The organism is Rhizobium moroccans, assembly GCF_057559155.1.
The window spans coordinates 41,507-65,919 of sequence record NZ_JBHFJG010000043.1 but is presented as its reverse complement, the minus strand read 5'-3'; the positions used below and the strand labels follow the sequence as shown (position 1 = coordinate 65,919).

Below are 24,413 nucleotides of genomic sequence, written 5' to 3'. Positions count from 1 at the left end.
TTGCCAAGAGCAATTCCCTGATTGCGATATTTTTGTGCGCCCTGCTGGAAAACGGCCTTTTGAGTCTATAGTTCTCGCCTGTCAATTCCCTGAGGACGAGAACGGGTTAAGCCGCGTGAGCGACAAATCCATGACAATCGGCATCGTTATCGTCGCGGCCGGCCGCGGCGAGCGGGCCGGTGCGCCCGAAGAAGGGCCGAAGCAGTATCGTCCGATCGGCGGCCGGCCGGTGATCGCCCGCACGCTCGAATGCTTCCTTTCCTGGCCACGGAGTGGGCCGGTGGTCGTCGTCACCCATCCCGACGACGACGGACTGTTCGCCGCCGCGACCGCGGGGATAGCGAATGTCGAGCGCGTCGTCACCACTGCCGGCGGCGATACGCGCCAGCGTTCCGTCTTCGAAGGTTTGCGGGTGCTTTCCGGCACCGATGCCACCCATGTGATGATTCATGATGCCGCCCGCCCCTTCTGCGACCATGCGCTGCTCGACCGGGTGGCGGATGCGCTCGCGGCCGGAGAGGACGGCGCGCTGCCGCTCATGCCGGTGACCGATACCCTCAAGCGCGGCAGCGCCGAGGGCCTCGTGCATGAGACCGTGCCGCGCGCCGGGCTCTATTCGGCGCAGACGCCTCAGGGCTTTCACCTGGCATCGATTCGGGCGGCTCACGAGAAGGCTGCAGCCCTGCGGCGCGGCGATTTCACCGACGACGCCTCCATCGCCGAATGGGCGGGACTTGCGGTCCGGATGGTGGAGGGCTCGCCCGACAACATCAAGCTCACCCTCAAACGGGACATCGATTTGGCTGACGAAAAGCTTTCCCGCCGGGCGCTTCCAGATGTGCGCACCGGCAACGGCTACGACGTGCATCAACTGGAGCCCGGCGACGGCGTGACGCTCTGCGGCGTGTTCATTCCGCACGACCAGACGCTCAAGGGGCACTCCGATGCGGATGTCGCGCTGCATGCACTGACCGACGCGCTGCTCGCCACCTGCGGCGCCGGCGATATCGGCGACCACTTCCCTCCCTCCGACATGCAGTGGAAGGGCGCGCCTTCAAAGATCTTCCTGGAACATGCGGCGAAGATCGTGCGCGAGCACGGCGGAACGATCATGAACGCAGATGTTTCGCTGATCGCCGAAGCGCCCAAGATCGGCCCGCACAGGCAGGCCATGCGTGAAAACCTCGCCGCGATCCTCGGCATCTCGCTCGACCGCTGCTCGGTCAAGGCGACGACCAACGAAAAGATCGGCTTCGTCGGCCGCCGCGAAGGCATCGCCGCGATTGCGACTGCGACGGTCGTCTACCGCGGAGAGAGCCGGTGAGCCTCTTTCCCGCCGATATCGAGGAACAGGCGGGGCGCATCATCGCCGATTTTTCGGCACGCAAACTGATGATCACCACAGCGGAATCCTGCACCGGCGGACTGATCGCAGGCGCCTTGACTGAGATTTCCGGCTCGTCCGCCGTGGTCGACCGCGGCTTCGTGACCTACACCAACCAGGCCAAGACCGACATGCTCGGAGTGACAGAAGGCACGCTTGCCGCTTTCGGAGCCGTGTCGAAGGAAACCGCGCTGCAGATGGTTCATGGAGCGCTTTACCGGTCGCGCGCTTCGGTGGCGGTTGCGGTCACCGGCATTGCCGGCCCCGGCGGCGGATCGGCGGAAAAGCCGGTCGGCCTCGTCCACCTCGCCGCAAAAACTCGAGCGGGAAAGCTCATCCACCGCCAGATGCGTTACGGCGATATCGGCCGCGACCAGGTGCGGCTCGCGACCGTGAGAACGGCGCTGGACATGCTGGTTGAAGCTGCCGGAAGATAAGGGATCAGGCGTAGATCTTGTCCGCCCTCGTCTCGAAGGCTTCGGCGAACATGCGGAAGGCGCGGTCGAACATCGAGCCCATCAGCGCGCCGAGGATCATGCTCTTGAACTCGTAATCGATGAAGAAATGCACCTTGCAGCCGTCCGCCACCGGCTCGAAGCGCCAGCGGTTGTCGAGGTATTTGAACGGTCCTTCGATATATTTGACATCAATGATCCGCTCGGCTGGGTTGAGCAGGACCTGGGTGGTGAAGGTTTCCCGGATCGCCTTGTAGCCGACCGTCATATCCGCGACGAGCAGCGTCTTCTCGTCCCGCTCCTTGCGGGAACGGACCGTGAGCGCCTCGCAGAGCGGCAGGAATTCCGGATATCTCTCGATATCGGCGACCAGAGCGTACATCTGCTCCGGCGTATGCTGCTTGACGTGGCGGTGGACTTCGAACTTGGGCATAGACGGGAGTTAAGCTTCCCTATCGAGAAGATCAAGCAGATGGCGCATCTGGCGGCGCGATTTCAACACCAGAACCGGGACGCCTCGCCCGTATCGCTCGAAGTTTCGAATGAAGATCGGCGCATGTCGCTCCTCGAAGTTCCAGACGTAGCTGACGAACTCGCGGTCGGGCAGTTTCTCCGGGCAGCCGGGAGCCATGTCAGGCCGTGTGCGCCCAAAGGTGCGAATGCTCCTGCTGAAAATCCCCCAAAGGCAAAGCAGCCGGGGCAACCTCACCCAGATGACGATATCGGTTCGCGGCAGCCGGATATCGAAACTGGAAGGATTGCTGCCGTCCATGATCCAGCGATCCTCAGTCACGCGGGCGGCAATCATGCTCCTCTGCTCGGCGCGATCACGCGCAACCCATCCCGGCAGCCAGAAAAACTCGCGGTCCATCGAAACATAGGGGAGATCGAACCGAGCGGCGATCTTCCGGGAGAGCGTCGATTTGCCGCCGCCCGAAGAACCGACCACCAGGATGCGGTTCGCCCGCCGGATCAGCACGGCGGCTGTCTCATCACTGGCATAATCGACGGCGGATCGCGGCGTTTCATCCATATCCCGGCTCCGAATCAGGTCCTGCGGACGAGCAGCTCCAGTAATCTATCGGCGTGACGGTAGGATTTCACCACATGCACGCAAAGATGGCGACCGTGGAGCTCCAGCATCTCCTCGATCTCGGGCACCTCGGTCTTCTCGAAATTCCAGACGTAACGCAGGAATTCCCGGTCGATCTTTTCGGGACAGCCTTCCGCCATCTCCGGCCGCGTCTTCCGCCAATAGCGAACCCAGCGGAAGATCACCCCGAAGAGGGAGACGAGGCGCGGCGGGCGCATCCAGATCACCAGTTCGGCGCGCGGCAGGCGGAGCGGCAAAGAACCGGGGCTCGTGCCGTCCATGATCCAGCGATCCTCGGCCACCGCCTTGCGGATCAACTCCATCGCTTCGGCCCGCGGCCGCACTTGCCAGCCCGGCAGCCAGAAGATTTCGCGGTCCATGGAAATGTAGGGAAGCGAGAGCAGGCCCGCGAGCTTGTGCGAAAAAGTGCTCTTGCCGCTTCCGGAGCAACCGATCACAAGTATGCGGCTCGACCTTCCAAGAAGGCTTACAGCTTCGCCGCGATCGATTATATAACGAACCATAAGTCTGCCGGGATTCAATCAGAAGACGGTGAAGAGCAAACCGTTTGCTATGATCCTCGAGCGCAGTCAAGACATGAGGGGCGTTGCAGCCAGCATACCAAAGCATCCGAAAGACAAGACCGATGGACGACTTCTCCCAGATGATAAAGCTGCTCGAATCAGCAAAGCAGCTCGCAGACATGAACCAGATGCCGATGCTGGCCTATCTGATAGAGATGGCCAAGGCCGAAGCGCGCGGCAACCGCTTCACGCTGCGCGATAGAAAGCGCGGCCAAGACAAGCAGGACAAGAAAGAGAAGCCGCAGGCCGCCGAGTGAGGATCGGCGGCGCTACGGCATCGGGAAGTTTGGGGGAGCTTCGCTCTATTCCGCGGCTGCGAGCAGCTTCTTTTCCCGCGCGGCCCTCAACCGGGCAAAGTCGTCGCCGGCGTGGTGCGACGAACGGGTGAGCGGGCTGGAGGAGACCATCAGGAAGCCCTTGGTGTAGGCCACCGTCTCGTAGGACTTGAATTCCTCCGGCGTTACGAACGCTTCCACCTTGTGATGCTTGCGGGTCGGCTGGAGATATTGGCCGATCGTCAGGAAATCGACGTCGGCGGTCCTGAGGTCGTCCATGAGCTGCAGCACTTCGTTGCGCTCTTCGCCCAAGCCCACCATGATGCCGGACTTCGTGAACATCGTCGGGTCCAGCTCCTTCACCCGCTGCAATAGGCGGACGGAGTGAAAATAGCGGGCGCCGGGGCGAACAGTCAGATAATTCCCCGGAACGGTCTCCAGATTATGGTTGAAGACGTCCGGCTTGGCGGCGACGACACGCTCCAGCGCACCGGGCTTTTTCAGGAAGTCCGGCGTCAGGATTTCGATCGTCGTCGTCGGCGAAGCGGCGCGGATCGCGAAGATCACCTTCTCGAAATGCTCGGCGCCGCCGTCATCCAGGTCGTCGCGGTCGACCGAGGTGATGACGACGTGCGACAGGCCCATCTGCTTGACGGCCTTGGCGACGTTTTCCGGCTCGTCCATGTCGAGCGCGTTGGGCTTGCCGGTCGCGACGTTGCAGAAGGCGCAGGCGCGGGTGCAGATCTCGCCCATGATCATGAAGGTGGCGTGCTTCTTGTCCCAGCACTCGCCGATATTGGGGCAGCCCGCCTCCTCGCAGACCGTCACGAGCTTATGGGAGCGCACGAGATCGCGCGTTTCCATATAGCCCTTGGACACCGGAGCCTTGACGCGGATCCACTCGGGCTTGCGCAGCACCTCGGTATCCGGGCGATGCGCCTTTTCCGGGTGGCGGATGCGCTTTTCCTCGCCTGTGCCGATCCTGTCGAGAATGGTGACCATTAAAACCTGCCTTCAACCCGCCTTACGTGCGGTATTCGTCAACGCCGGACGATCTTGGCCAGAAATAGCAAAATGCACGAACCCACGAAACCCTGCACCAGGTAACCCAGCCATCCGCTGGCGACATGGATGCCGAAGCGATCGAAAATGGCATTGGCGAGCAGCGCGCCGAGAATGCCGATGACGATGTTCATGAAGACGCCGAAACGTATATCCATCAGCTTGCCGGCAATCCAGCCCGCTATGCCGCCGATGACCACCGTGGCAATCAAACCAACACCTTCCATCCGCTTCTCCTGTTCGTTCGGAACCCTTCATATGGTGGGGCACGCGGCCTGGAACAATGGCGCGAGCCCCGAGGGTATTATCAGACGTTCAATGCCCTGCCATAGGCGTCGAGCACGCTTTCCTTCATGGTTTCGGAAATCGTCGGATGCGGGAAGATCGTGTGCATCAGCTCTTCCTCGGTCGTCTCGAGGTTCATGGCGACCACGAAGCCCTGGATGAGCTCGGTGACTTCCGCTCCGACCATATGCGCGCCCAGGAGCTCGCCCGTCTTCTTGTCGAAGATCGTCTTGACCATGCCCTGATCCTCGCCGAGCGCGATCGCCTTGCCGTTGCCGACGAAGGGGAAGCGGCCGACGCGGATATCGCGGCCCTGCTCCTTGGCCTTGGCTTCGGTGAGGCCGACGGAGGCGACCTGCGGATGGCAATAGGTGCAGCCGGGGATCTTCAGCTTGTCCATCGGGTGGACGTTCGGAACGCCGGCGATCTTCTCCACGCAGATGACAGCCTCGTGCTCGGCCTTGTGGGCCAGCATCGGCGGACCGGCGACGTCGCCGATCGCGTAGATGCCGGGCACGTTGGTCTTGCCGTAGCCGTCTATGACGATGAAGCCGCGATCGGTCTTCACACCGACTGCCTCGAGCCCCAGGTTTTCGATATTGGCCTGCACGCCGACGGCAGAGATCATCCGGTTGGCGGTGATCTTCTCGACCTTGCCGTCCTTCATCTCGACATGCGCGGTGATGGAGTTGGCGGCCTTGTCCACCTTGGTGACCTTGGCCTCCAGATGGATCTTCATGCCCTGCTTCTCGAACTGCTTCTTGGCAAGCGCAGAGATTTCCACGTCTTCCACCGGCATGACGGTCTTCATGACCTCGACGACGGTCACGTCGACTCCGAGCGTGCGGTAGAAGGAGGCGAACTCGATGCCGATCGCGCCCGATCCCATGACCAGCAGCGACTTCGGCATTTCCTCCGGCTTCATTGCCTCGAAATAGGTCCAGATCAGCTTGCCGTCCGGCTCGATGCCGGGCAGCGCGCGCGGACGCGCGCCGGTGGCGACGATGATGTGCTTGGCGGTGTACGTGCCTTCGCCGAGCGTGTTCTTCGGTACCGGCCCCATCGGCTCGACCAGCTTCTTGGTGGGTTTGGAAACGAGGACTTCACCCGGCTTGGTGATCTTCGCCTCGCCCCAGATGATGTCGATCTTGTTCTTCTTGAAGAGGAAGCCGACGCCGTTGTTCATCCGATGCGCGATGCCGCGCGAGCGATCGACGATCGCCTTCAGGTCCGGCGTCACGGTTCCCTCGATCTTCACGCCGTAATCGCCCGGATGCTGGGCATAGTGGAAGATTTCGGCCGAACGCAACAGCGCCTTGGTCGGGATGCAGCCCCAGTTGGAGCAGATGCCGGCGAGATGCTCGCGCTCGACGACGGCGACTTTCATCCCGAGCTGGGCGGCGCGGATGGCGGCGATATAACCGCCGGGGCCGGAGCCGATGACGATGAGGTCGTAGGATTGAGCCATTCTCTTCCTGCCTTTTCCTTGTGCTTTCCTTGGGGGCGGCCAGCGGATCACGCGGCCTGCCTCATCAGGAACGTGTTTAAAGCCCCAGCATCATCCGGGCGATGGGCTCGAGGCCCCGCCCGATGGCGCGGGTGTTTTCCGCATCGAGATGCACGCCATCGACGGGCGTGGCGCTCGCGACCGATCCGGCATCGAAGAATCCGCAGCCCAATTCATCCGCGAGATCGCGATAGAGCGAGGCGAGCATCCGGGACTGCTCGATGGCGCCCCTGTACAGGGCGCCGGTCAACGGGTTCGCCGTCTCGCAAAGCGGCGGCGGCGATACGACGAGGATCTCGGGCGGCTCGCATTCGCGCGCCCAATCGTGAAAGCGGATGAGGCTGACGAGCTTCTTCACGCCCTGGCGCGCGCCTATGGCCGTGCCATGGATGATCGGCTTCATGTCATTGGTGCCGAGCATGATGACGACGAGCTCGAGCGGGCCGTGGGTATGAAGCACGGTCGGCAGCAATCGCGCACCGTTGCGGTCGCAATCGCCCAACTGGTCGTCATAGGCGGTGGTACGGCCGCCAAGCCCCTCGGCGATCACATTGACGGAAGGGCCGAGTGCCGCCTGCAGCACGCTCGGCCAGCGGTCTTCGAAAGCATGTCGGCCGCCGGTCTCGGCATCCGTGCCCCAGGTTAGCGAATCGCCATAGCAGAGAACGGTTTTCATGGACGCACCTCGGATTCCCCTCCCTTGCGGACACCCTCCCCGCAAGGGGGAGGGAAAGGCTGGACTACACCAGCATGGCCATCGGGTTTTCGATGTAGCGCTTGAAGGCGGACGCGAGTTCCGCGCCGAGCGCGCCGTCGATGACGCGGTGGTCGAAGGCGAAGGTCGCCGTCATCACCGTGCCCACCTTGATCTCGCCGTCCTTCACGACCGGCTTCTCGATGCCCGCGCCGATCGAGACGATCGATGCCTGCGGCAGGTTGATGATCGAGGTGAAGTTGGAGACGCCGAACATGCCGAGGTTGGACACAGACGTCGTGCCGCCCTGGTATTCCTCCGGCTTCAGCTTCTTGTCGCGGGCGCGCTTTGCAAGATCCTTCACCTCGTTGGAGATGACCGACAGCGCCTTCTCTTCGGCCTTGCGGACGATCGGCGTGATCAGCCCGTCCGGGATCGCCACGGCGACGCCGACATCCGCGTGCTTGTGCAGAACGCGCGCGGTCGAGGTCCAGGAGGCGTTCGCCATCGGGACGTCACGAAGGGCGAGCGCCATCGCCTTGATGATGAAGTCGTTGACCGAGAGCTTGAAGGCCGGAACTTCGCCCTTCTCCGTCTTCTTCACCGGCGCGGACTTGTTGATCTCGGCGCGCAGCTTCAAAAGCGCGTCGATCTCGCAATCCATCGAGATGAAGTAGGACGGAACGGTCTGGCTCGACTCGGTAAGGCGTGAGGCGATCGTCTTGCGCATGCCGTCATGCGGCAGGAGCTCGTAGGAGCCTTCCGCGAAGAGCTTGAGGACGGCATCGTCCGACGGGCCCTTTGCAAGCGCCGGAGCGCCAGCCTGGGCGGCGGCCGGAGCAGCCTTGCCGGTGCCGGAGGCGACGGCCTTCTCGACATCCGCCTTTACGACGCGGCCGTGCGGGCCGGAGCCGGTGACGGCGGAAAGCTCCAGGCCGGCTTCCTTCGCCAGACGGCGCGCGAGCGGCGAAGAGAAGACGCGCTTGCCATCGGCGGTCGGCGCAGGCGTGGACGGCGCCGGAGCGGCATCCGTCACCGGCGTCTTCGGGGTCTCAGAGGTTTTTTCCGCCGGTGCGGCTTCCGCCTTCGGAGCAGGCGCGGCTTCCGCCTTGGCTTCGGCCTTCGGGGCGTCGCCGCCGCCGGCAGCCGCCGCCTTCACATCCTCGCCCTCGGCAGCGAGGATGGCGATCAAGGCGTTGACCTTGACCGCTTCCGTGCCGGCCGGAACGACGAGCTTGGCGACCGTGCCCTCATCGACGGCTTCCACTTCCATGGTCGCCTTGTCGGTCTCGATCTCGGCGATCACGTCGCCAGGGGCAACCTTGTCGCCTTCCTTGACCAGCCACTTGGAAAGATTGCCCTCCTCCATCGTCGGCGAAAGGGCGGGCATGGTGATGTTTATGGGCATCGCGATACCCTCCCCTTACTTGTAGCAGACGGTTTTGACTGCCTGGACGACTTCGCCGACATTCGGCAGCGCCAGCTTCTCGAGGTTCGCGGCATAGGGCATCGGAACGTCCTTGCCGGCGATCGTCAGGATCGGCGCATCGAGATAGTCGAATGCCTGCTGCATGACGCGGGTGGCGATTTCGGTGCCGACCGACGACTGCGGGAAGCCTTCCTCGACGGTGACGAGGCGGCCGGTCTTCTTGACCGACTCGATGACGGTCGGCAGGTCCATCGGACGCAGGGTGCGCAGATCGATCAGCTCGACATCGATGCCTTCCTTGGAAAGCTCGTCGACCGCCTTGGTGGCATAGGTCATGCCGATGCCCCAGGAAACAACCGTGGCGTCCTTACCCTGCTTGTGGATACGGGCCTTGCCGATCGGCAGCACGAAATCATCGAGCTTCGGCACCTCGAAGGAGTGACCGTAGAGGATTTCGTTTTCCAGGAAGATGACCGGGTTCGGATCGCGGATGGCAGCCTTCAGAAGACCCTTCGCATCGGCCGCCGTATAGGGCTGGACGACCTTGAGGCCGGGGATGTGGCTGTACCAGGCGCCGTAATCCTGGCTGTGCTGGGCGCCGACGCGGGCAGCAGCACCGTTCGGGCCGCGGAACACGATCGGAGCGCCCATCTGGCCGCCGGACATGTAGAGCGTCTTGGCGGCGGAGTTGACGATCTGGTCGATCGCCTGCATGGCGAAGTTGAAGGTCATGAATTCGACGATCGGCTTCAGGCCGGCCATGGCCGCACCAACGCCGACGCCGGCAAAGCCGTGCTCGGTGATCGGCGTGTCGACGACGCGGCGCGGGCCGAATTCCTGCAGCAGGCCTTGAGTGATCTTGTAGGCGCCCTGGTATTCGGCGACTTCCTCACCCATGATGAAGACGTCTTCGTCGCGGCGCATTTCTTCCGCCATGGCGTCGCGCAACGCTTCGCGCACGGTCATCGTCACCATCTCGGTGCCGGCCGGGATATCCGGATCGGAGGCGGTCTCGACCTTCGGCTGAGCTGGCACCGGAGCGGCGGCTGAGCCGGTCTCGGTCGGCTTTTCCTCCTGCGGAACGGCGGGAGCCTCCGGCTTGGGAGCCTCGGCAGCGACATCGATGCTGTCGGCGCTCTCGCCCTCGGCGAGCAGAACGGCGATCTTGGTGTTGACCTTGACGTTCTCGGTGCCGGCCGGAACCAGCAGCTTGCCGATCACGCCTTCGTCCACGGCTTCCACTTCCATGGTCGCCTTGTCGGTCTCGATTTCGGCGATCACGTCGCCGGAGGTGACCTTGTCACCCTCGTTCTTCAGCCATTTGCTGAGTGTGCCTTCCTCCATGGTCGGGGAAAGGGCGGGCATAAGAATATCGATCGGCATTATAGTTCCCTCCCCGCGATCAAAGCAGAATGTCGGTATAGAGCTCGGATACATCCGGCTCCGGATCGTTCTGTGCGAAATCGGCGGAGTCCGAAACGATGTCGCGGATATCCTTGTCGATCGTCTTCAGCTCGTCCTCGCTGGCCCAGCCGTTTTCGATCAAGCGGTTCTTGACCTTCTCGATGGGATCGTTTTCCGAGCGCATCTTCTGCACTTCATCCTTGGAGCGATACTTCGCCGGGTCGGACATGGAGTGGCCGCGATAGCGATAGGTGAGCATTTCGAGGATGATCGGGCCCTTGCCCGAACGGCAGTGTTCGAGAGCTTCATCGCCCGCGGCCTTCACGGCGCGAACGTCCATGCCGTCGACCTGGATGCCGGGAATGCCGAAGCCGGAGCCGCGCAGCGAATAATTGGACTGAGCCGTGGCGCGAGCCGTCGAGGTGCCCATCGCATAACGGTTGTTCTCGACGATATAGACGATCGGCAGCTTCCAGAGCGCCGCCATGTTGAAGCTCTCGTAGACCTGGCCCTGGTTGGCCGCGCCATCGCCGAAATAGGCGACGGAGACGGCATCATTGCCACGATACTTGTTGGCAAAGGCAAGACCGGTGCCGAGCGAGACCTGGGCGCCGACGATGCCGTGGCCGCCGTAGAAATTCTTTTCCTTGGAGAACATGTGCATCGAGCCGCCCTTCCCCTTGGAATAGCCGCCCCGACGCCCGGTAAGCTCGGCCATGACGCCGCGAGCCTCCATGCCGGTCGCCAGCATGTGACCGTGGTCGCGATAGGCGGTGATGACCTGATCACCATCCTTCTGCGCCATCTGCATGCCGACGACGACGGCTTCCTGCCCGATGTAGAGATGACAGAAGCCACCGATGAAGCCCATGCCGTAAAGCTGGCCGGCCTTCTCTTCAAAACGGCGGATCAGAAGCATCTCGCGATAAGCGTGAAGATCCTCGTCCTTGCCGAAATCCGGCGTGTTCTTGCCGGTGAATTCCTTCGGAGCGGATTTCGAGGTCGTCTTGGTAGCAGACTTCGCCGCGGATCTGCGGCCGGATACAGACGCGTTTTTGCTCGGCGCCATTCATCCCTCCCTTGCGTGCTGCACTAGGTTCGTTCGGCGCGCAGCATAGGGAAGAAAGGCGACCCCAGCAATGCTATAAATGCATGGCTAGCATTCCGCACAAGTCGTTGAAAATAAACGGAAATATCCGATTAACCGAATTCCGGTTAATCAGAAATAATCGTTGAAGATGACGATCTCGTCGCCCCGCGAGACGTTGAGCTGATAGCGGGCAGTCTCGTCCAGCATGTCCTTTTCCAGCGATCCGTCGCTCAAAAGCTGAACCTGGCGCTCGAGCGCCTCGCGCCGTTCGGTGAGCTTGGAAAGTTCGGCGGCGCGGGCCACCCGCTGGCGCTCGAACTCATCGGTCGCGATCAGACCCAGATCGCCGTGAATGGAATGATAGCCGAAATAGGAAAGGAAGGCGACAGTTATGGCGGGAAGTACGAAACGACCGAATTTTCTCTGCTTATGATGCCTGGTCCACATGCCTTGCCAACCTCGTCACGCATTACGAGGTTTCAAATTCGCAGAACTTGCTTAAGCAATCGTTGACCACGATGAAATGCGAAAGCCCGCGCTTGGCACGCGCGGGCTTTCCAGTTCAGGAATGACAGCCAAGATCAGCCGCGAAGAACACTCCGGCCGGCATAGACGGCCTGCGGGCCCAGCATTTCCTCGATGCGGATGAGCTGGTTGTACTTGGCCATGCGATCGGAGCGCGACAGCGAACCGGTCTTGATCTGACCGCAGTTGGTGGCAACCGCGAGATCGGCGATCGTCGCATCTTCGGTTTCGCCGGAACGGTGGGACATGACGGCGGTGTAGCTCGCCTTATGGGCGGTCTCCACGGCGTCCAGCGTCTCGGTGAGCGAGCCGATCTGGTTGACCTTGACGAGAATGGAGTTGGCGACACCCATGCGGATGCCGTCGCGCAGGCGCGCCGAATTGGTGACGAACAGGTCGTCGCCGACGAGCTGGCACTTCGAACCGACCTTGTCGGTCAGCGCCTTCCAGCCGTCCCAATCGTCCTCGGCCATGCCGTCCTCGATCGAGATGATCGGGTACTTGGCGACCAGTTCCGCGAGGTAGTCAGCCATGGCGCCGGATTCCAGCGTGCGGCCCTCGCCTTCCATGGCGTATTTGCCGTCCTTGAAGAACTCCGTCGAAGCGCAGTCGAGAGCGAGATAGACGTCCTCGCCCGGGCGGTAACCGGCCTTCTCGATCGACTTCATGATGAAGTCGAGCGCTTCCGGCGCGCTCTTGAGGTTCGGTGCGAAGCCGCCCTCATCGCCGACATTGGTGTTGTGGCCGCCGGCATGCAGCTCCTTCTTGAGCACGTGGAAGATTTCAGACCCCATGCGGACGGCATCGCGCAGCGTATCGGCGCCGACCGGCATGATCATGAATTCCTGGAAATCGATCGGATTGTCGGCATGGGCGCCGCCGTTGATGATGTTCATCATCGGAACGGGCAGAACATGCGCGTTCGGGCCGCCGACATAGCGGTAGAGCGGCAGGCCGGAGGTTTCGGCGGCGGCCTTGGCGACGGCGAGCGAAACGCCGAGGATGGCATTGGCGCCGAGGCGCGACTTGTTCGGGGTGCCGTCCAGCGCGATCATCGTCTTGTCGACATGGATCTGGCTCTCGGCATCGAAGCCGCCGATCGCATCGAAGATCTCGGTATTGACCGCCTCGACCGCCTTTTCGACGCCCTTGCCGTGATAGCGCTTACCGCCGTCACGCAGCTCGACCGCCTCATGCGCGCCGGTGGACGCGCCGGAGGGAACCGCGGCACGGCCCATGGAGCCGTCTTCCAGATAGACATCCACCTCGACGGTGGGATTGCCGCGGCTGTCGAGGATTTCACGGGCGATGATATCGGTGATGGCGGTCAAAGGTCTCTCCCTCGAGTTGACGTCCATTGGGGTCACTGACCATGTCTCATAGTCGATGACATGAAAATTACAATGCGGAGCCGGCGGGCGCTTTTATGCCGCCTTGGCCACCGCGTCGAAGGCGAGCAGCTTTTCGAGAAGCCGCGGCATATCCTTCAGGTGAACCATGTTCGGGCCATCGGACGGCGCATTGTCCGGGTCCTCATGGGTCTCGATGAAGACGCCGGCGACGCCGACGGCCACGGCCGCCCGCGCCAGCGTTTCCACGAACTCGCGCTGTCCGCCGGTGGAACCGCCCTGCCCGCCCGGCTGCTGCACGGAATGGGTGGCGTCGAATATGACGGGTGCACCGAGCGAGGCCATGATCGGCAGCGAGCGCATGTCGGAGACCAGCGTATTATAGCCGAAGGAGGCCCCGCGCTCGCAGAGCAGCACGTTGGGATTGCCGCTCTGGGTGAACTTGGCCAGCACGTTCTTCATGTCCCAGGGCGCCAGGAACTGCCCCTTCTTCACGTTGATGACGCGGCCGGTCTTGGCGGCGGCGATCAGAAGGTCCGTCTGGCGCGACAGGAAGGCGGGGATTTGCAGTATATCGACGGTCTTTGCGACGATCTCGCACTGTTCCTCGGAATGGATGTCCGTCAGAACCGGAAAGCCGTATTCCTTCTTGAGATCGGCGAATATTTCCATGGACTTTTCGAGCCCGATACCGCGCTTGCCCGAAAGGGAGGTGCGGTTCGCCTTGTCGAAGGAGGATTTGTAGACGAGGCCGATGCCGAGCTTGGCGCAAAGCTCCTTCAGCGCGCCCGCCATCATGAAGGCATGATCGCGGCTCTCCATCTGGCAGGGACCGGCGATCAGCGACAGCCGCGACTTCTGCGAAAACAGGACGCGCCCCTCGCCTTCACCGGCGAAGACCTCAGTATTGGCGGAGACTTCCATTATCACTCCTCGAAACCGAACAATACGCCCTGGCCGGGCGCCGCGGCGACCAGAACGCGGCCCGCCTTGCGAATGAACGCGACGTCATTAGCAGCAAGGGTGATCTCTGTCACGGCAAGATCGGCAACCCGGAAAATTATGGCGCGGCCGTGAAGGCCGGAAGGTGCGTCATCCGGTGCGAGCGCGAATTCGGGCTCGAGTTCGCCATCCGGCGCGATGCGGACCGCGCAATTCGACGCCTGGATGCGAACTGCCCCCGATTCGGCCTCCGCTTCCGCTTGCGTCTCCATAACCGTCTCCAGCATGGCTGCAAAATCCGAAGGCGCCGGCGCGGAGAGGACGATTTCGCTGAACCCCAGGACATGGTTCGCATGCCGCTCCAGATCGCCCCGGTTGGCGGGCAAGGGATTGACCCTCTCGGCGGCGAACAGCAGGAAATCCGGCGCGCGCTCGTCCGCCGCGAAAGCCAGGCGAAAGCTCGCTTCAGACACCGAGCCATCCGGCAATGTCACCGGGCGGGAGAAATGCAGCATCTCGCCTCTGGAAATGCCATGCCGGCGAAACCGCGCTTCGTCCGCAGCCGCGTCCGTGGATGCAACGACGAGCGCGGACAGACCCTCGCGATGCCCGCCGCCGCGGAATTCGAGATCATGCGCGGTAAAGACATTGCCGCGCTTCGCCGTGCCCGATGCCTGACGGCGATTGGCGACCCCAAGCGGCTCCAGATAGCTGCCGTCGGGAAGGAAAACACAGGCATTGCGGGTGCCGAATGGATGATCGGCATCCGGCGCGACGGTGAAGCCGAGTTCGGAAAGGCGGCTTCTGGCGGCCGCGAGATTCGATACCGGCAGGACGAGATGGTCGATCGGTCTTGGGGAATTCACGGCGACTCCGGAAACAGGCGGATGGAACAGACGTTAGAATATTTTAGAATATATGGTGCGCCTGCGCACAACGGCCAGACGAGGCGTCTCGTCGCCGTTCGCCTCAACGAAATTCATGAGACTTTCACGGAAATTTAGGGACTTGCGGAACACATATGGAACATATAGTGTCCGTTCTGGATTTGTTTCCGATTCAAGGGTTCGCCGCCATGCTCACGCGCAAACAGCAGGAATTGCTTCTGTTCATCCATGAACGCATGAAGGAATCCGGCGTCCCGCCGTCCTTCGACGAAATGAAGGACGCACTCGATCTGGCCTCCAAATCGGGCATCCACCGGCTGATTACCGCGCTGGAGGAAAGAGGCTTCATCCGCCGCCTGCCCAACCGCGCCCGCGCTCTGGAGGTCATCAAGCTTCCGGAAGCCTACACGCCGAGCCTGCAGCCGCGACGGGGCTTTTCACCGAGCGTCATCGAAGGCAGCCTCGGCAAGCCGAAGCCTGCCCCCGCGCCTCCGAAGGCCGCCGAGGAGCAGTCCAATTCCGCTTCGGTGCCGGTGATGGGCCGTATCGCCGCAGGCGTTCCGATTTCGGCGATCCAGAATAATACCCACGATATCACAGTGCCCTACGAAATGCTGGGCGCGGGCGAGCATTATGCCCTCGAGGTCAAGGGTGATTCGATGATCGAGGCCGGCATTCTGGACGGCGATACGGTCATCATCCGCAATGCCAATACGGCTCATCCGGGTGACATCGTCGTCGCCCTGGTGGATGACGAGGAAGCGACCCTGAAGCGCTTCCGCCGGCGCGGTGCCTCCATCGCGCTCGAAGCGGCCAATCCGGCTTACGAGACGCGCATTTTCGGACCGGACCGCGTCAAGATCCAGGGCAAGCTGGTCGGCCTCATCCGCCGCTACCACTGATAAGTTTCGCGAGCGGTTCCGGCAGCGCGGCGTCATAATCGCCGCTTCTCCAATCGTAGTGTCGATGACGGCTCCACGGGCGGTTTTTTCCGTCCATGGCGGCGCGAAAACTCCATAGCGAGGGATCGCCGCTGCCGTTGAATTCTATTTCCAATGCTCCGGTCCGTCGCAGGGTCTTGCCGTTGAAGAGAAGCGCGCCGGAACGGCAATGATCGAACCTTGCGCGCGGCGCTATGACGATGGCCGCGACATCGCAGGCCACGCCCGTCAATCGCCAGTCCTCCACCATCACGATGCCGGCGGCTTGCGAGGTCTTCGCGGCACACCAGGCTTTCGGCTCGCAGGTGAAACGGGCCGCACTTGCCGATACAAGCGCGTTTCGCAACCTCTCACGCGCGCTCGCCACTTCCTCGGGAGTTAAGTCGCGGCGCTTCGCGGCTTCCGCGGATGGCGTTGCGGCCTTGTCACCAATCAGGGACAGGGCGGGGCTTTCCGGAGGTTCCAGAAGCAGGGCGCGATGCCATTGCGAGAAGATGAAGCTCGGCGGCCGGGTGCGGTTCGTCGCCGTCCTTCCCGCTTCGGTCAACGCGGCCATCGTCCCGTCCTCGGCAATCAGCAGGTCGGGGGGAGCGGCCGGCCGCCCGAGCACCGAGAGAAGGACGGCCGCAGCGAATATGGGTAGCCCCATCAGCCGCAGCCTGGTTCTGAGCAGCGTCAGGAACAGAAAGCCGATGGTCGCGACGGGCATAAACCAGGGATGCTGGCGCCCGGCCCCGATATCGCCACCCCAGGACGCCACATGCCTGGCGACCGCGATCACTGCCTCCAATCCCAACCCCATGAGTTTCAGGAAAAACTCCTCCAGACCGAATGGCATCAAGAGCATGCCGATCAGCCCCATCGGCATGACAAGGAAGGAGATGATCGGCATTGCAGCGAGATTGGCCGCCAGTCCATAGGTGGCGATCCGGTGAAAATGCTCGATGGAATAGATCGCCGTGGAGAGCCCTCCGATGAGCGAGGTCGCGAATATCCCAGCGATGAAGTTCCAGCCCGTCAGCAAGGGCGTCACCGCACGGTGACGCAACGGGAATATTTCCGGTTCGCGCCCTGCGGCGCGGCGTTTCCAGAGCGCATAGCCGGCCACCAGCGCGACCGTCGCCGAAAACGACATCTGGAAGCTCGGCCCCATGATCTCGGAGGGCGAGATCGCGATGATGACGAGCGCGGAAAGCGCCACATTGCGCAGGCTGATCGCAGCGCGGTCGAAAAGGACGGCAACCAGCATGACGGCCATCATCAGATAGGCGCGTTCCGCCGAAACCGCGAAGCCGGAGATCAGGTAATAGGCCGTCGCCATGAGAAGCGCGCCGAAGGCCGCGATCTTCTTCACCGGCCAGGCTTGCGCGAAGCCCATGAAAAGCCCCAGCACCATCCGCACGCCGACGAAGAAGATGCCCGCGGCAAGCGCCATGTTGAGCCCGGAGATCGCAACGATGTGGGCGAGGCCCGAAACCCGAAGCGCCTCCGTCGTCTCCTTCGAGATCGCCCGCCTCTCGTCCGTGACGATCGCGGCGGCAAAGGCACCCGCATCGCCGGGAACGACCGCACGGATGCGCGAGGCGATCATGCTGCGCAGATCGAAGAGCTTCCGCTCCATCTCGTCCAGCCAAGGGGCATCATCCTGTCCGGCTGGCTCCGCCCGCTTCGGCGCGCCGTAAAAGAAGCCCACCGCGCCAATATCGTCGAAATAGGCGGAAAAAGCGAAATCCACGAGGCCGGGCAAAGCCGGCCCGGAGGGCGGCGAGAGCCGCGCCCTGCCGGTGATTGTCTCCCCGCTTGCGATTGGTTCATGGCGGCTGCGGGCAAGCAGCGACACCTTCTCCGGAGGGCGACGCAGCACGGGGTCCGCCGTCGCGGCGAGGCGGACGATATAGCGCCACCGGCCCTGCCCGTCCGGCTCCAGGCGCTCCACGCGGCCTGTGATCATGGTGGTCACCGGCGAGTCGAGGATGACGGTCGAGCGGCGCCAGGTCTCGAACTGCGCAAGCATCATTCCGCCAAGGAAGAGCGCAAGCGCAAGCGAAGCAATGCTCCAGGGGCTCGGGCGATAGCGGGTCGCAAGCGCGACAGCCGCGAAAAAGACGAATGCAAGGGCGAGTGGCGATAAGAGAGGATCCTTCGGCAGGCAGAACCAGAAAGCGGCCCCTGCTCCGATCGCAATGGGCACGAACAAAAATCCGTGACCATGCGCCGCTTCTTCGCGGATCATCGCGGGAACGAGGTGCCGGAGGCGGTGAAGGCCTTCCGCGGCCCACGCGGCAAACCCACGGTTGATCCTGGTCGGCCGCCGGATGCCGGACGGAACCACCGCGCCTTGCGGATGTGCCGAAAAAGCAGGCAAAAAGATGTCCTGTTCTACCGGAGGTTCGGCGTGCGGCAGGCGTGGCTTCGCCGCCTCCGCGATATCCGGAACCTCCTTTTCCACCGGCACCCCCGCACCACCCGAAATACAAGCCCTAAGTGCAGAGTGCGGCAGCACGGCGCAACCGTCAACTGCAGATGCAAACCCATGTTTTGCGGGCTTTTGCCGGGCCGGCCGCCTTGCAACTTCCAGGTGCCGGGCCTGTGCCTAATATGATTTCGCGCTGCACAATTTCCCGTCAGGATAGCTTGGCATCCGCCCTCGGATCATATAGCTAAACTCGTGACGCTTAACCCTTATGGCGCTTTTAGGGCGCCATGCCGCCAGAAAGTTGGAGGATCAGCATGACGGATAAAAGCGCAAACCTCGCCTTGGGTGATAAGAAAGTGGAGCTGCCGGTACGATCGGGTTCGATCGGTCCGGACGTCATCGATATCGGTGCCCTCTACAAGAACACCGGCGCATTCACCTATGATCCGGGCTTCACCTCGACGGCGTCTTGCGAATCCAAGATCACCTATATCGATGGTGACGCAGGCATCCTTCTGCATCGCGGCTATCCGATCGAGCAGCTCGCCGAGCATGGCGACTTCCTGGAGACCTGCTATCTGCTGCTCTACGGCGAACTGCCCACCGCCGCACAGAAGAAGGACTTCGATTACCGCGTCACGCACCACACCATGGTGCACGAGCAGATGAGCCGTTTCTTCACCGGCTTCCGCCGCGATGCCCATCCGATGGCCGTCATGTGCGGCGTGGTCGGCGCGCTTTCGGCCTTCTATCACGACTCCACGGATATCACCGATCCGCACCAGCGCATGGTCGCCTCGCTGCGCATGATCGCAAAGATGCCGACGCTCGCCGCCATGGCCTACAAGTACCATATCGGCCAGCCCTTCGTTTATCCGAAGAACGATCTCGACTACGCCTCGAACTTCCTGCACATGTGCTTCGCCGTCCCTTGCGAGGAATATGTGGTGAATCCGGTGCTCGCACGCGCCATGGACCGCATCTTCATCCTTCATGCCGACCATGAGCAGAACGCGTCGACCTCGACCGTCCGCCTCGCCGGCTCTTCGGGCGCCAACCCGTTTGCCTGTATCGCGGCCGGCATCGCCTGCCTCTGGGGTCCGGCTCACGGCGGCGCCAATGAAGCGGCGCTCAACATGCTGACCGAGATCGGCACCGTCGACCGCATTCCGGAATACATCGCCCGTGCCAAGGACAAGAACGATCCGTTCCGCCTCATGGGCTTCGGCCACCGGGTCTACAAGAACTACGACCCACGCGCCAAGATCATGCAGAAGACCACGCATGAGGTGCTCGGCGAGCTCGGCCATAAGGACGACCCGCTGCTGCAGGTCGCCATGGAGCTGGAGCGCATCGCGCTCACCGACGAATACTTCATCGAGAAGAAGCTCTATCCGAACATCGACTTCTATTCCGGCATCACACTGAAGGCGATGGGCTTCCCCACCACCATGTTCACGGTGCTGTTCGCGCTCGCCCGCACGGTCGGCTGGATCGCCCAGTGGGCCGAAATGATCGAAGATCCGCAGCAGCGCATCGGCCGTCCGCGCCAGCTCTATACCGGCGAGCCGAAGCGCGATTATCTGCCGATCTCCAAGCGCTAATCACGCTTCAAGCCTGCAAAAACAAAGAAGCCCGGTCAGCGATGACCGGGCTTCCTGTTTTCCAGGACCTGCATAACGATGCCTGCCGCCGCCTCGCCCGAAGGCACCGGCACCTGCAGCCTTTGCCAGACGAGGTCGAAGCCCTCCAGCATGGCGCGACGCTGAGCGGTGTCGGCGGAAAGCCGCTCCGCCCAACGACAAAGGCTGCCGGCGCGCACCACCTGGTTGAAATATTCCGGCACGATAGGATAATCGGCGATGAGGTTCGGCAGCGCCGCCGACCAGATCTTGATCCGCTTGTGCAGCATCGTGATCAGCCAGTCGGACCTATAGGCGGAAACAACCGGAACCGTGGCGAGCCCCAGCTCCAGGATGACCGTACCGGAAGCGGCGATAGCCGCATCGGCTTCCGCAAAGGCGGTCCACTTGCCCTCCTCGCCCGTCACGATCTCCGGCTTCACCGGAAGTGAGCCGACGATCTCGCGCACCAGCTTCTCCTGGCGCGCAACCGTCGGCAAGAGGAAACGGGTGGGGCCATTACGCATCTCGAATTCCCGCGCAGCCTCGCAGAAGACCGGCAGAAGCGCCTTGATCTCGGCGGAACGGGAGCCGGGCAGCAGGAGAATAGTGCGCTGCTCGCCCTTCCCCTTTACGGGGCGCGCGGCGCGAAGACCGCGAACCTTCACGAGTTCCGGTTCGTCCGTCAGCCTATGGCCGACAAAGCTCGTTTCCGGGCCACCGAGACGCCGCATCGCTTCCGGTTCGAAGGGCAGAACCGCAAGCACATGATCGACATATTCGAGCATCGCCTTGGCGCGGTATTCCTTCCACGCCCATACGCTCGGGCAGACGTAATCGACGATGGGAAGGTCGGGCAGTGCTGCACGCACCTTCTTGGCGACCCGATGGGTGAAATCCGGGCTGTCGATGATGACGAGAACATCGGGCCTTGCGGCGATAATGGCCGCGGCCGTCTGGCTGATGCGCCTGACCAGGCCCGGCAGGCGCGACAGAACCTGCGTCAGCCCCATGATGGAAAGCTCGGAAAAATCGAAGAGCGAGCGCAGGCCTTGCGCCTCCAACGCCTCGCCTCCGACGCCGACGAGTTCGACCGGTCCGCCGTGGGCCGCCTTCAATGCCGCAATCAGGTTGCCGCCCAGCAGATCGCCGGACACCTCACCGGCGACGACAGCGACTTTCAGCGTATCCGCCATCACAAACCTCCACCGGCCAGGCCGGGATCGATACCGCAGACGAAAAGCCCGGCTTCATCGGCCGCCGCGATCAGCGCAGCCTCCTCCAGCACCAGGGCGCGGCCCGCCTCGACGACTATGCCTGCGAGCCCGGCCGCGGCTGCGGTGCGAACCGTCGAAGGCCCGATGGACGGCAGATCGGCGCGAACATCCTGCTGAGGCTTGCAGAGCTTCACGACCACGCCCTTGCGGCGGCTGGAAATCCGCCCTTCGGCTCTCAACCCGGCGACGCGCTCCAGCATCCGGTCCGTGCCTTCCACGCCCTCGAGCGCGACGACGCGGCCGCCGACGCTGACAGCTCCCTGCCCGATATCGAGTTCGCCCAACCGGCGGGCCGCCGCCGCGGCGGCTTCGATATCGCGGCGATCCTCCTCGGAAGGCACCTGCCTGCCGAGCGGACCGGTCCTGGCAAGAAGGTTCGGAGCGATCTCGTGGGCGCCGATGACGCGGCATCCCTGAGCTTCGAGTATGCCGATCGTCATCTGCAACAAGGCATCGTCGCCGCCCGAAACCAGAGTACGGAACAATGCCGGCAATTTGCGCAGCATCTTCCAGTTCGGCCGAACGTCGCGCCAGTCCGGCCGGCGCGTCACCCCGCCGGAAAGCACGACCCGGTCAATGCCGCGCTGGCGGAGAATTCGATTGAATCCGGCAATGTCGGCAATCGCCATGGTCGTCGTCTCGAACCCCTCGAAACGCTGATCGGTTTCATGCCTGAGAAGAATGATGAACGGATCTTCCCCCGCCGCCCGCGCGGCCTCCGCCAGATGCACGGGCAGGAGACCGTTTCCCGCGATGATGGCCAGCCGGCCTTTTGCCGCCAGGCTCGCAGGCGCGGCCATGGGCATCAGCCCTTGCCGCGATAGGGCGACGAAAGCGCGCGGTCGCTGTCTGCAGCGATGAAATCGAGGATTTCCATCACTTCCGGGCAATCCTGGTACTCGTCCCGGATCGCAGCCGCGTTGACGCGGATATTGCCCTCACCCTCGAATATCTGCTTGAAGGCGCGGCGCACCCGATGGATCGTGGCGCGCTCGACACCGGCGCGCGTCATGCCGACCACGTTAAGGCCGCCGAGAATGCCCGGATTTCCGTTGAGCATGCCGTAAGGAATGACATCGTAATTCACGGCAGACAGCCCGCCGATGAAGGCCTGTCGCCCGACACGGGTGAACTGGTGCACCGCGCAGCCGCCGCCGAGAATGGCGCGGTCTCCGACATGCACATGGCCGGCAAGCATGACATTGTTCGACATGATGATGCCGCTGCCGAGCTGGCAGTCGTGCGCAACGTGTGAATTGGCGAGGAACAGGCAATCGCTGCCGACCACCGTCTTGCCGCCGCCGCCAACCGTGCCGCAATTCATCGTCACGCCTTCGCGCATGGTGCAGTTGTCGCCGACCGTCAGGGACGAATCCTCGCCCGCTTCGTGAAGGCTCTGGGAAACGCCGCCGATCACCGCCATCGGAAAGATACGGCAATTACGGCCGATCTCCGTATTGCCGGTCACCACCGCATGGGAGATCAGCTCCACTCCGTCCTTCAGCACGACGCGCGGGCCGACCTGCGAGAAAGGGCCGACCACGACGTTCTCGCCAATGACGGCGCCGTCCTCGACCAAGGCAAGCGGGTGAATGCGAGCGCTGGCAGCGATCTTGCTCATTCTGCGTCCTTACGCACGATCATCGCGCCTATATCCGCTTCCGCAACCAGGGCGCCATCCACCTTGGCGTCACAGTGGAACTTCCAGATATTGCCCCGCTGCTTCTGCTTCTTCACATGATATTCGACACGGTCTCCGGGCACGACGGGTTTGCGGAAACGGGCGTTGTCGATGGTCATGAAATAGACCAGGTTTCCACACTCGCCTTCCTTGCGCGCGCAGATGGCGCCGGCGGTCTGCGCCATGCCTTCCACGAGAAGAACACCCGGCATGATCGGACGTTCCGGGAAATGTCCGGTGAAATGCGGTTCGCTTGCCGTCACGTTCTTGATGCCGATCGCGGAATTGTCGCCGTCGATCTCGATAATCTTGTCGACCAACAGAAACGGATAGCGATGCGGCAAAAGCTTCATGATTTCCTGAATATCGGCCGCGCCGAGGACCGGCTTGGTCTCATCAGTCATTCTTTTCTCCTTTGCGTTTTGCCCTTTCGTCGGAGCGCGCCATCTTTTCCGCCACCTCGCGAAGGAAATCCTTCATCGGCCGAGCCGGAATACCACCATAGCGCGCGCCCGCGGGCACGTCGGCCACGACGCCGCTCATGGCTCCGATCTGCACGCCGTCGCCAATAGTGATGTGACCATTGATGCCCGAAGCGCCGCCGATAAGCACGCCATTGCCGATCTTGGTGGAGCCGGCGATGCCGGCGCCGCTGGCAATACCACAGTGGCGTCCGATCTGCACGTTATGCGCGATCTGAACCTGATTGTCGATCTTCGTACCTTCGCCGATGACCGTATCGTCCATGGCGCCGCGATCGACGGTTGTATTCGCGCCGATCTCGACATTGTCCTGAATGATGACGCGGCCTACCTGCACGATCTTCAGCATGCCCCTGGGACCGGGTGCGAAACCAAAACCATCCTGGCCGATACGCGCGCCGTTATGGATGATGACCCCATTGCCGATCAACGCCGCGAGAATGCTGGCCCCAGCCGCAATCGTGCAATCCCGGCCGATCTTCACATCCGCGCCGACGACGCTGCCCGCACCGATGCGGGTGCCCGAGCCGATTTCCGCGCGCGCGCCGATCACCGCCATCGGCTCCACATGCACGCCGGGCTCGAGCTTCGCGGTCGGATCGATGAAAGCGGCCGGAGAAATCCCCTCGGCTTGCGAAGTGACCGGCGCCGGGCGCATCGCGATCGGGTGCAGCAGCGCTCCCGCTTGGGCGAATACCGTATGCGGGGTCTTGCTGAGAAGGACGGGAATATGTTCGGGGATTGCCGACCGCAAAGCCGCGTCACAGAGAATGGCCGAAGCCCGGCAGGTCGCCAGTTCGTCCTTGCTCTTGCGCGAAAGAATGTAGCAGAGCTGCCCTTCCCGCGCGCGCGCGACCGGCGCCACCGAGTGGATCAGCCGGTCTCCTGCCGAATCGTCAAGCAGTTCTGCCCCAAGATGGGCAGCCAGCTCGCGCAGGCGCACACCACCATGGGGCGGAAAGAATTCATTGTTCTCCATCAAGCCTAAAGCTCCAGAACAGTTGTTGTCCGCAGTTCTGGACGGGCGTG

At 62.7% G+C, this 24,413-nt stretch carries 25 protein-coding genes; 5 read left to right on the top strand and 20 right to left on the bottom strand.

The features are described from left to right. Nucleotides 1-130: 130 nt before the first annotated feature. Both ACE04I_RS20460 and ACE04I_RS20455 read left to right on the top strand, forming a co-directional pair. Nucleotides 131-1,324, top strand: a complete 1,194-nt coding sequence (locus tag ACE04I_RS20460) for a bifunctional 2-C-methyl-D-erythritol 4-phosphate cytidylyltransferase/2-C-methyl-D-erythritol 2,4-cyclodiphosphate synthase (protein ID WP_082118197.1) — start codon at nucleotides 131-133, stop codon at nucleotides 1,322-1,324. Next, complete coding sequence (locus ACE04I_RS20455) at nucleotides 1,321-1,821, top strand: CinA family protein (RefSeq protein WP_046792185.1); 501 nt, start codon at nucleotides 1,321-1,323, stop codon at nucleotides 1,819-1,821. The genes ACE04I_RS20460 and ACE04I_RS20455 overlap by 4 nt, the downstream gene beginning before the upstream one ends. 4 nt (nucleotides 1,822-1,825) lie before the next feature. Here the strand turns inward: ACE04I_RS20455 and ACE04I_RS20450 are convergent, their stop codons facing one another. From ACE04I_RS20450 to ACE04I_RS20440, 3 genes are read right to left on the bottom strand one after another with little or no spacing between them, the layout of a single operon-like run. Further along, entirely contained in the window at nucleotides 1,826-2,272 is a 447-nt protein-coding gene (locus tag ACE04I_RS20450) for a type II toxin-antitoxin system RatA family toxin (RefSeq protein WP_046792184.1), read from the bottom strand. A 9-nt stretch (nucleotides 2,273-2,281) separates the two neighbouring features. Next, nucleotides 2,282-2,872 carry a P-loop NTPase family protein gene (locus ACE04I_RS20445; RefSeq protein WP_046792183.1) on the bottom strand — a complete coding sequence of 197 codons (591 nt, stop codon included), beginning with the start codon at nucleotides 2,870-2,872 and terminating at the stop codon, nucleotides 2,282-2,284. Between the two features lie 14 nt (nucleotides 2,873-2,886). Further along, nucleotides 2,887-3,456: a P-loop NTPase family protein gene (locus ACE04I_RS20440; RefSeq protein ID WP_046792182.1), complete on the bottom strand. Its 570-nt coding sequence runs from the start codon at nucleotides 3,454-3,456 to the stop codon at nucleotides 2,887-2,889. 122 nt (nucleotides 3,457-3,578) lie between these two features. Between ACE04I_RS20440 and ACE04I_RS20435 the strand changes: the two genes are divergently transcribed. Then, on the top strand, nucleotides 3,579-3,773 hold the full coding sequence (locus ACE04I_RS20435) for a hypothetical protein (RefSeq protein WP_046792181.1): 195 nt from the start codon (nucleotides 3,579-3,581) through the stop codon (nucleotides 3,771-3,773). Nucleotides 3,774-3,818: 45 nt separating this feature from the next. Here the strand turns inward: ACE04I_RS20435 and lipA are convergent, their stop codons facing one another. From lipA to ACE04I_RS20380, 11 genes are all read right to left on the bottom strand, one after another. Then, a complete protein-coding gene (gene lipA / locus ACE04I_RS20430; protein WP_046792180.1) occupies nucleotides 3,819-4,793 on the bottom strand; it encodes a lipoyl synthase in 975 nt (324 codons plus the stop codon). Between the two features lie 38 nt (nucleotides 4,794-4,831). Then, on the bottom strand, nucleotides 4,832-5,080 hold the full coding sequence (locus tag ACE04I_RS20425) for a GlsB/YeaQ/YmgE family stress response membrane protein (protein ID WP_046792179.1): 249 nt from the start codon (nucleotides 5,078-5,080) through the stop codon (nucleotides 4,832-4,834). An 80-nt stretch (nucleotides 5,081-5,160) separates the two neighbouring features. After that, nucleotides 5,161-6,606, bottom strand: a complete 1,446-nt coding sequence (lpdA, locus tag ACE04I_RS20420; RefSeq protein WP_487207553.1) for a dihydrolipoyl dehydrogenase — start codon at nucleotides 6,604-6,606, stop codon at nucleotides 5,161-5,163. Nucleotides 6,607-6,682: 76 nt separating this feature from the next. Next, nucleotides 6,683-7,321: an SGNH/GDSL hydrolase family protein gene (locus ACE04I_RS20415; RefSeq protein ID WP_046792177.1), complete on the bottom strand. Its 639-nt coding sequence runs from the start codon at nucleotides 7,319-7,321 to the stop codon at nucleotides 6,683-6,685. A gap of 64 nt (nucleotides 7,322-7,385) precedes the next feature. After that, on the bottom strand, nucleotides 7,386-8,747 hold the full coding sequence (locus ACE04I_RS20410) for a pyruvate dehydrogenase complex dihydrolipoamide acetyltransferase (protein ID WP_046792176.1): 1,362 nt from the start codon (nucleotides 8,745-8,747) through the stop codon (nucleotides 7,386-7,388). 15 nt (nucleotides 8,748-8,762) lie between these two features. Continuing rightward, on the bottom strand, nucleotides 8,763-10,151 hold the full coding sequence (locus ACE04I_RS20405) for a pyruvate dehydrogenase complex E1 component subunit beta (protein WP_046792175.1): 1,389 nt from the start codon (nucleotides 10,149-10,151) through the stop codon (nucleotides 8,763-8,765). A gap of 19 nt (nucleotides 10,152-10,170) precedes the next feature. Further along, a complete protein-coding gene (gene pdhA / locus ACE04I_RS20400; protein ID WP_046792174.1) occupies nucleotides 10,171-11,241 on the bottom strand; it encodes a pyruvate dehydrogenase (acetyl-transferring) E1 component subunit alpha in 1,071 nt (356 codons plus the stop codon). 150 nt (nucleotides 11,242-11,391) lie between these two features. Continuing rightward, nucleotides 11,392-11,709, bottom strand: a complete 318-nt coding sequence (locus tag ACE04I_RS20395; protein WP_046792173.1) for an FtsB family cell division protein — start codon at nucleotides 11,707-11,709, stop codon at nucleotides 11,392-11,394. A gap of 134 nt (nucleotides 11,710-11,843) precedes the next feature. Then, nucleotides 11,844-13,118: a phosphopyruvate hydratase gene (eno, locus tag ACE04I_RS20390; RefSeq protein WP_046792172.1), complete on the bottom strand. Its 1,275-nt coding sequence runs from the start codon at nucleotides 13,116-13,118 to the stop codon at nucleotides 11,844-11,846. A 93-nt stretch (nucleotides 13,119-13,211) separates the two neighbouring features. Beyond that, entirely contained in the window at nucleotides 13,212-14,060 is an 849-nt protein-coding gene (gene kdsA / locus ACE04I_RS20385) for a 3-deoxy-8-phosphooctulonate synthase (protein WP_046792171.1), read from the bottom strand. Between the two features lie 2 nt (nucleotides 14,061-14,062). Then, nucleotides 14,063-14,944 (bottom strand): VOC family protein, encoded by an 882-nt coding sequence (locus ACE04I_RS20380; RefSeq protein WP_046792170.1) that lies wholly within the window; start codon nucleotides 14,942-14,944, stop codon nucleotides 14,063-14,065. Nucleotides 14,945-15,153: 209 nt separating this feature from the next. On the opposite strand from ACE04I_RS20380, the gene lexA reads away from it, so the two are divergent. Continuing rightward, on the top strand, nucleotides 15,154-15,867 hold the full coding sequence (lexA, locus tag ACE04I_RS20375; protein ID WP_046792954.1) for a transcriptional repressor LexA: 714 nt from the start codon (nucleotides 15,154-15,156) through the stop codon (nucleotides 15,865-15,867). On the opposite strand, the gene ACE04I_RS20370 is transcribed toward lexA, so the two are convergent. Beyond that, nucleotides 15,848-18,355: a ComEC/Rec2 family competence protein gene (locus tag ACE04I_RS20370; RefSeq protein ID WP_487207552.1), complete on the bottom strand. Its 2,508-nt coding sequence runs from the start codon at nucleotides 18,353-18,355 to the stop codon at nucleotides 15,848-15,850. The genes lexA and ACE04I_RS20370 overlap by 20 nt on opposite strands. A gap of 281 nt (nucleotides 18,356-18,636) precedes the next feature. On the opposite strand from ACE04I_RS20370, the gene gltA reads away from it, so the two are divergent. Further along, on the top strand, nucleotides 18,637-19,926 hold the full coding sequence (gltA, locus tag ACE04I_RS20365) for a citrate synthase (protein WP_046792169.1): 1,290 nt from the start codon (nucleotides 18,637-18,639) through the stop codon (nucleotides 19,924-19,926). A gap of 35 nt (nucleotides 19,927-19,961) precedes the next feature. Here gltA and lpxB read toward each other — a convergent pair whose 3' ends face one another. Genes lpxB through lpxD form a run of 5 tightly spaced genes read right to left on the bottom strand, consistent with a single transcriptional unit; the run spans nucleotide 19,962 to nucleotide 24,363 of the window. Beyond that, entirely contained in the window at nucleotides 19,962-21,140 is a 1,179-nt protein-coding gene (gene lpxB / locus ACE04I_RS20360) for a lipid-A-disaccharide synthase (protein ID WP_046792168.1), read from the bottom strand. Further along, the gene (locus ACE04I_RS20355) at nucleotides 21,140-22,021 is read right to left on the bottom strand and encodes an LpxI family protein (RefSeq protein ID WP_046792952.1); all 882 of its coding nucleotides are present in this window, start codon (nucleotides 22,019-22,021) and stop codon (nucleotides 21,140-21,142) included. Before ACE04I_RS20355 ends, lpxB begins: the two co-directional genes overlap by 1 nt. 5 nt (nucleotides 22,022-22,026) lie before the next feature. Then, the gene (lpxA, locus tag ACE04I_RS20350) at nucleotides 22,027-22,842 is read right to left on the bottom strand and encodes an acyl-ACP--UDP-N-acetylglucosamine O-acyltransferase (protein WP_046792167.1); all 816 of its coding nucleotides are present in this window, start codon (nucleotides 22,840-22,842) and stop codon (nucleotides 22,027-22,029) included. Next, entirely contained in the window at nucleotides 22,839-23,306 is a 468-nt protein-coding gene (gene fabZ, locus ACE04I_RS20345; protein WP_046792166.1) for a 3-hydroxyacyl-ACP dehydratase FabZ, read from the bottom strand. The genes lpxA and fabZ overlap by 4 nt, the downstream gene beginning before the upstream one ends. Beyond that, nucleotides 23,299-24,363: a UDP-3-O-(3-hydroxymyristoyl)glucosamine N-acyltransferase gene (gene lpxD / locus ACE04I_RS20340; protein WP_046792165.1), complete on the bottom strand. Its 1,065-nt coding sequence runs from the start codon at nucleotides 24,361-24,363 to the stop codon at nucleotides 23,299-23,301. Before lpxD ends, fabZ begins: the two co-directional genes overlap by 8 nt. Nucleotides 24,364-24,413: the final 50 nt, after the last annotated feature.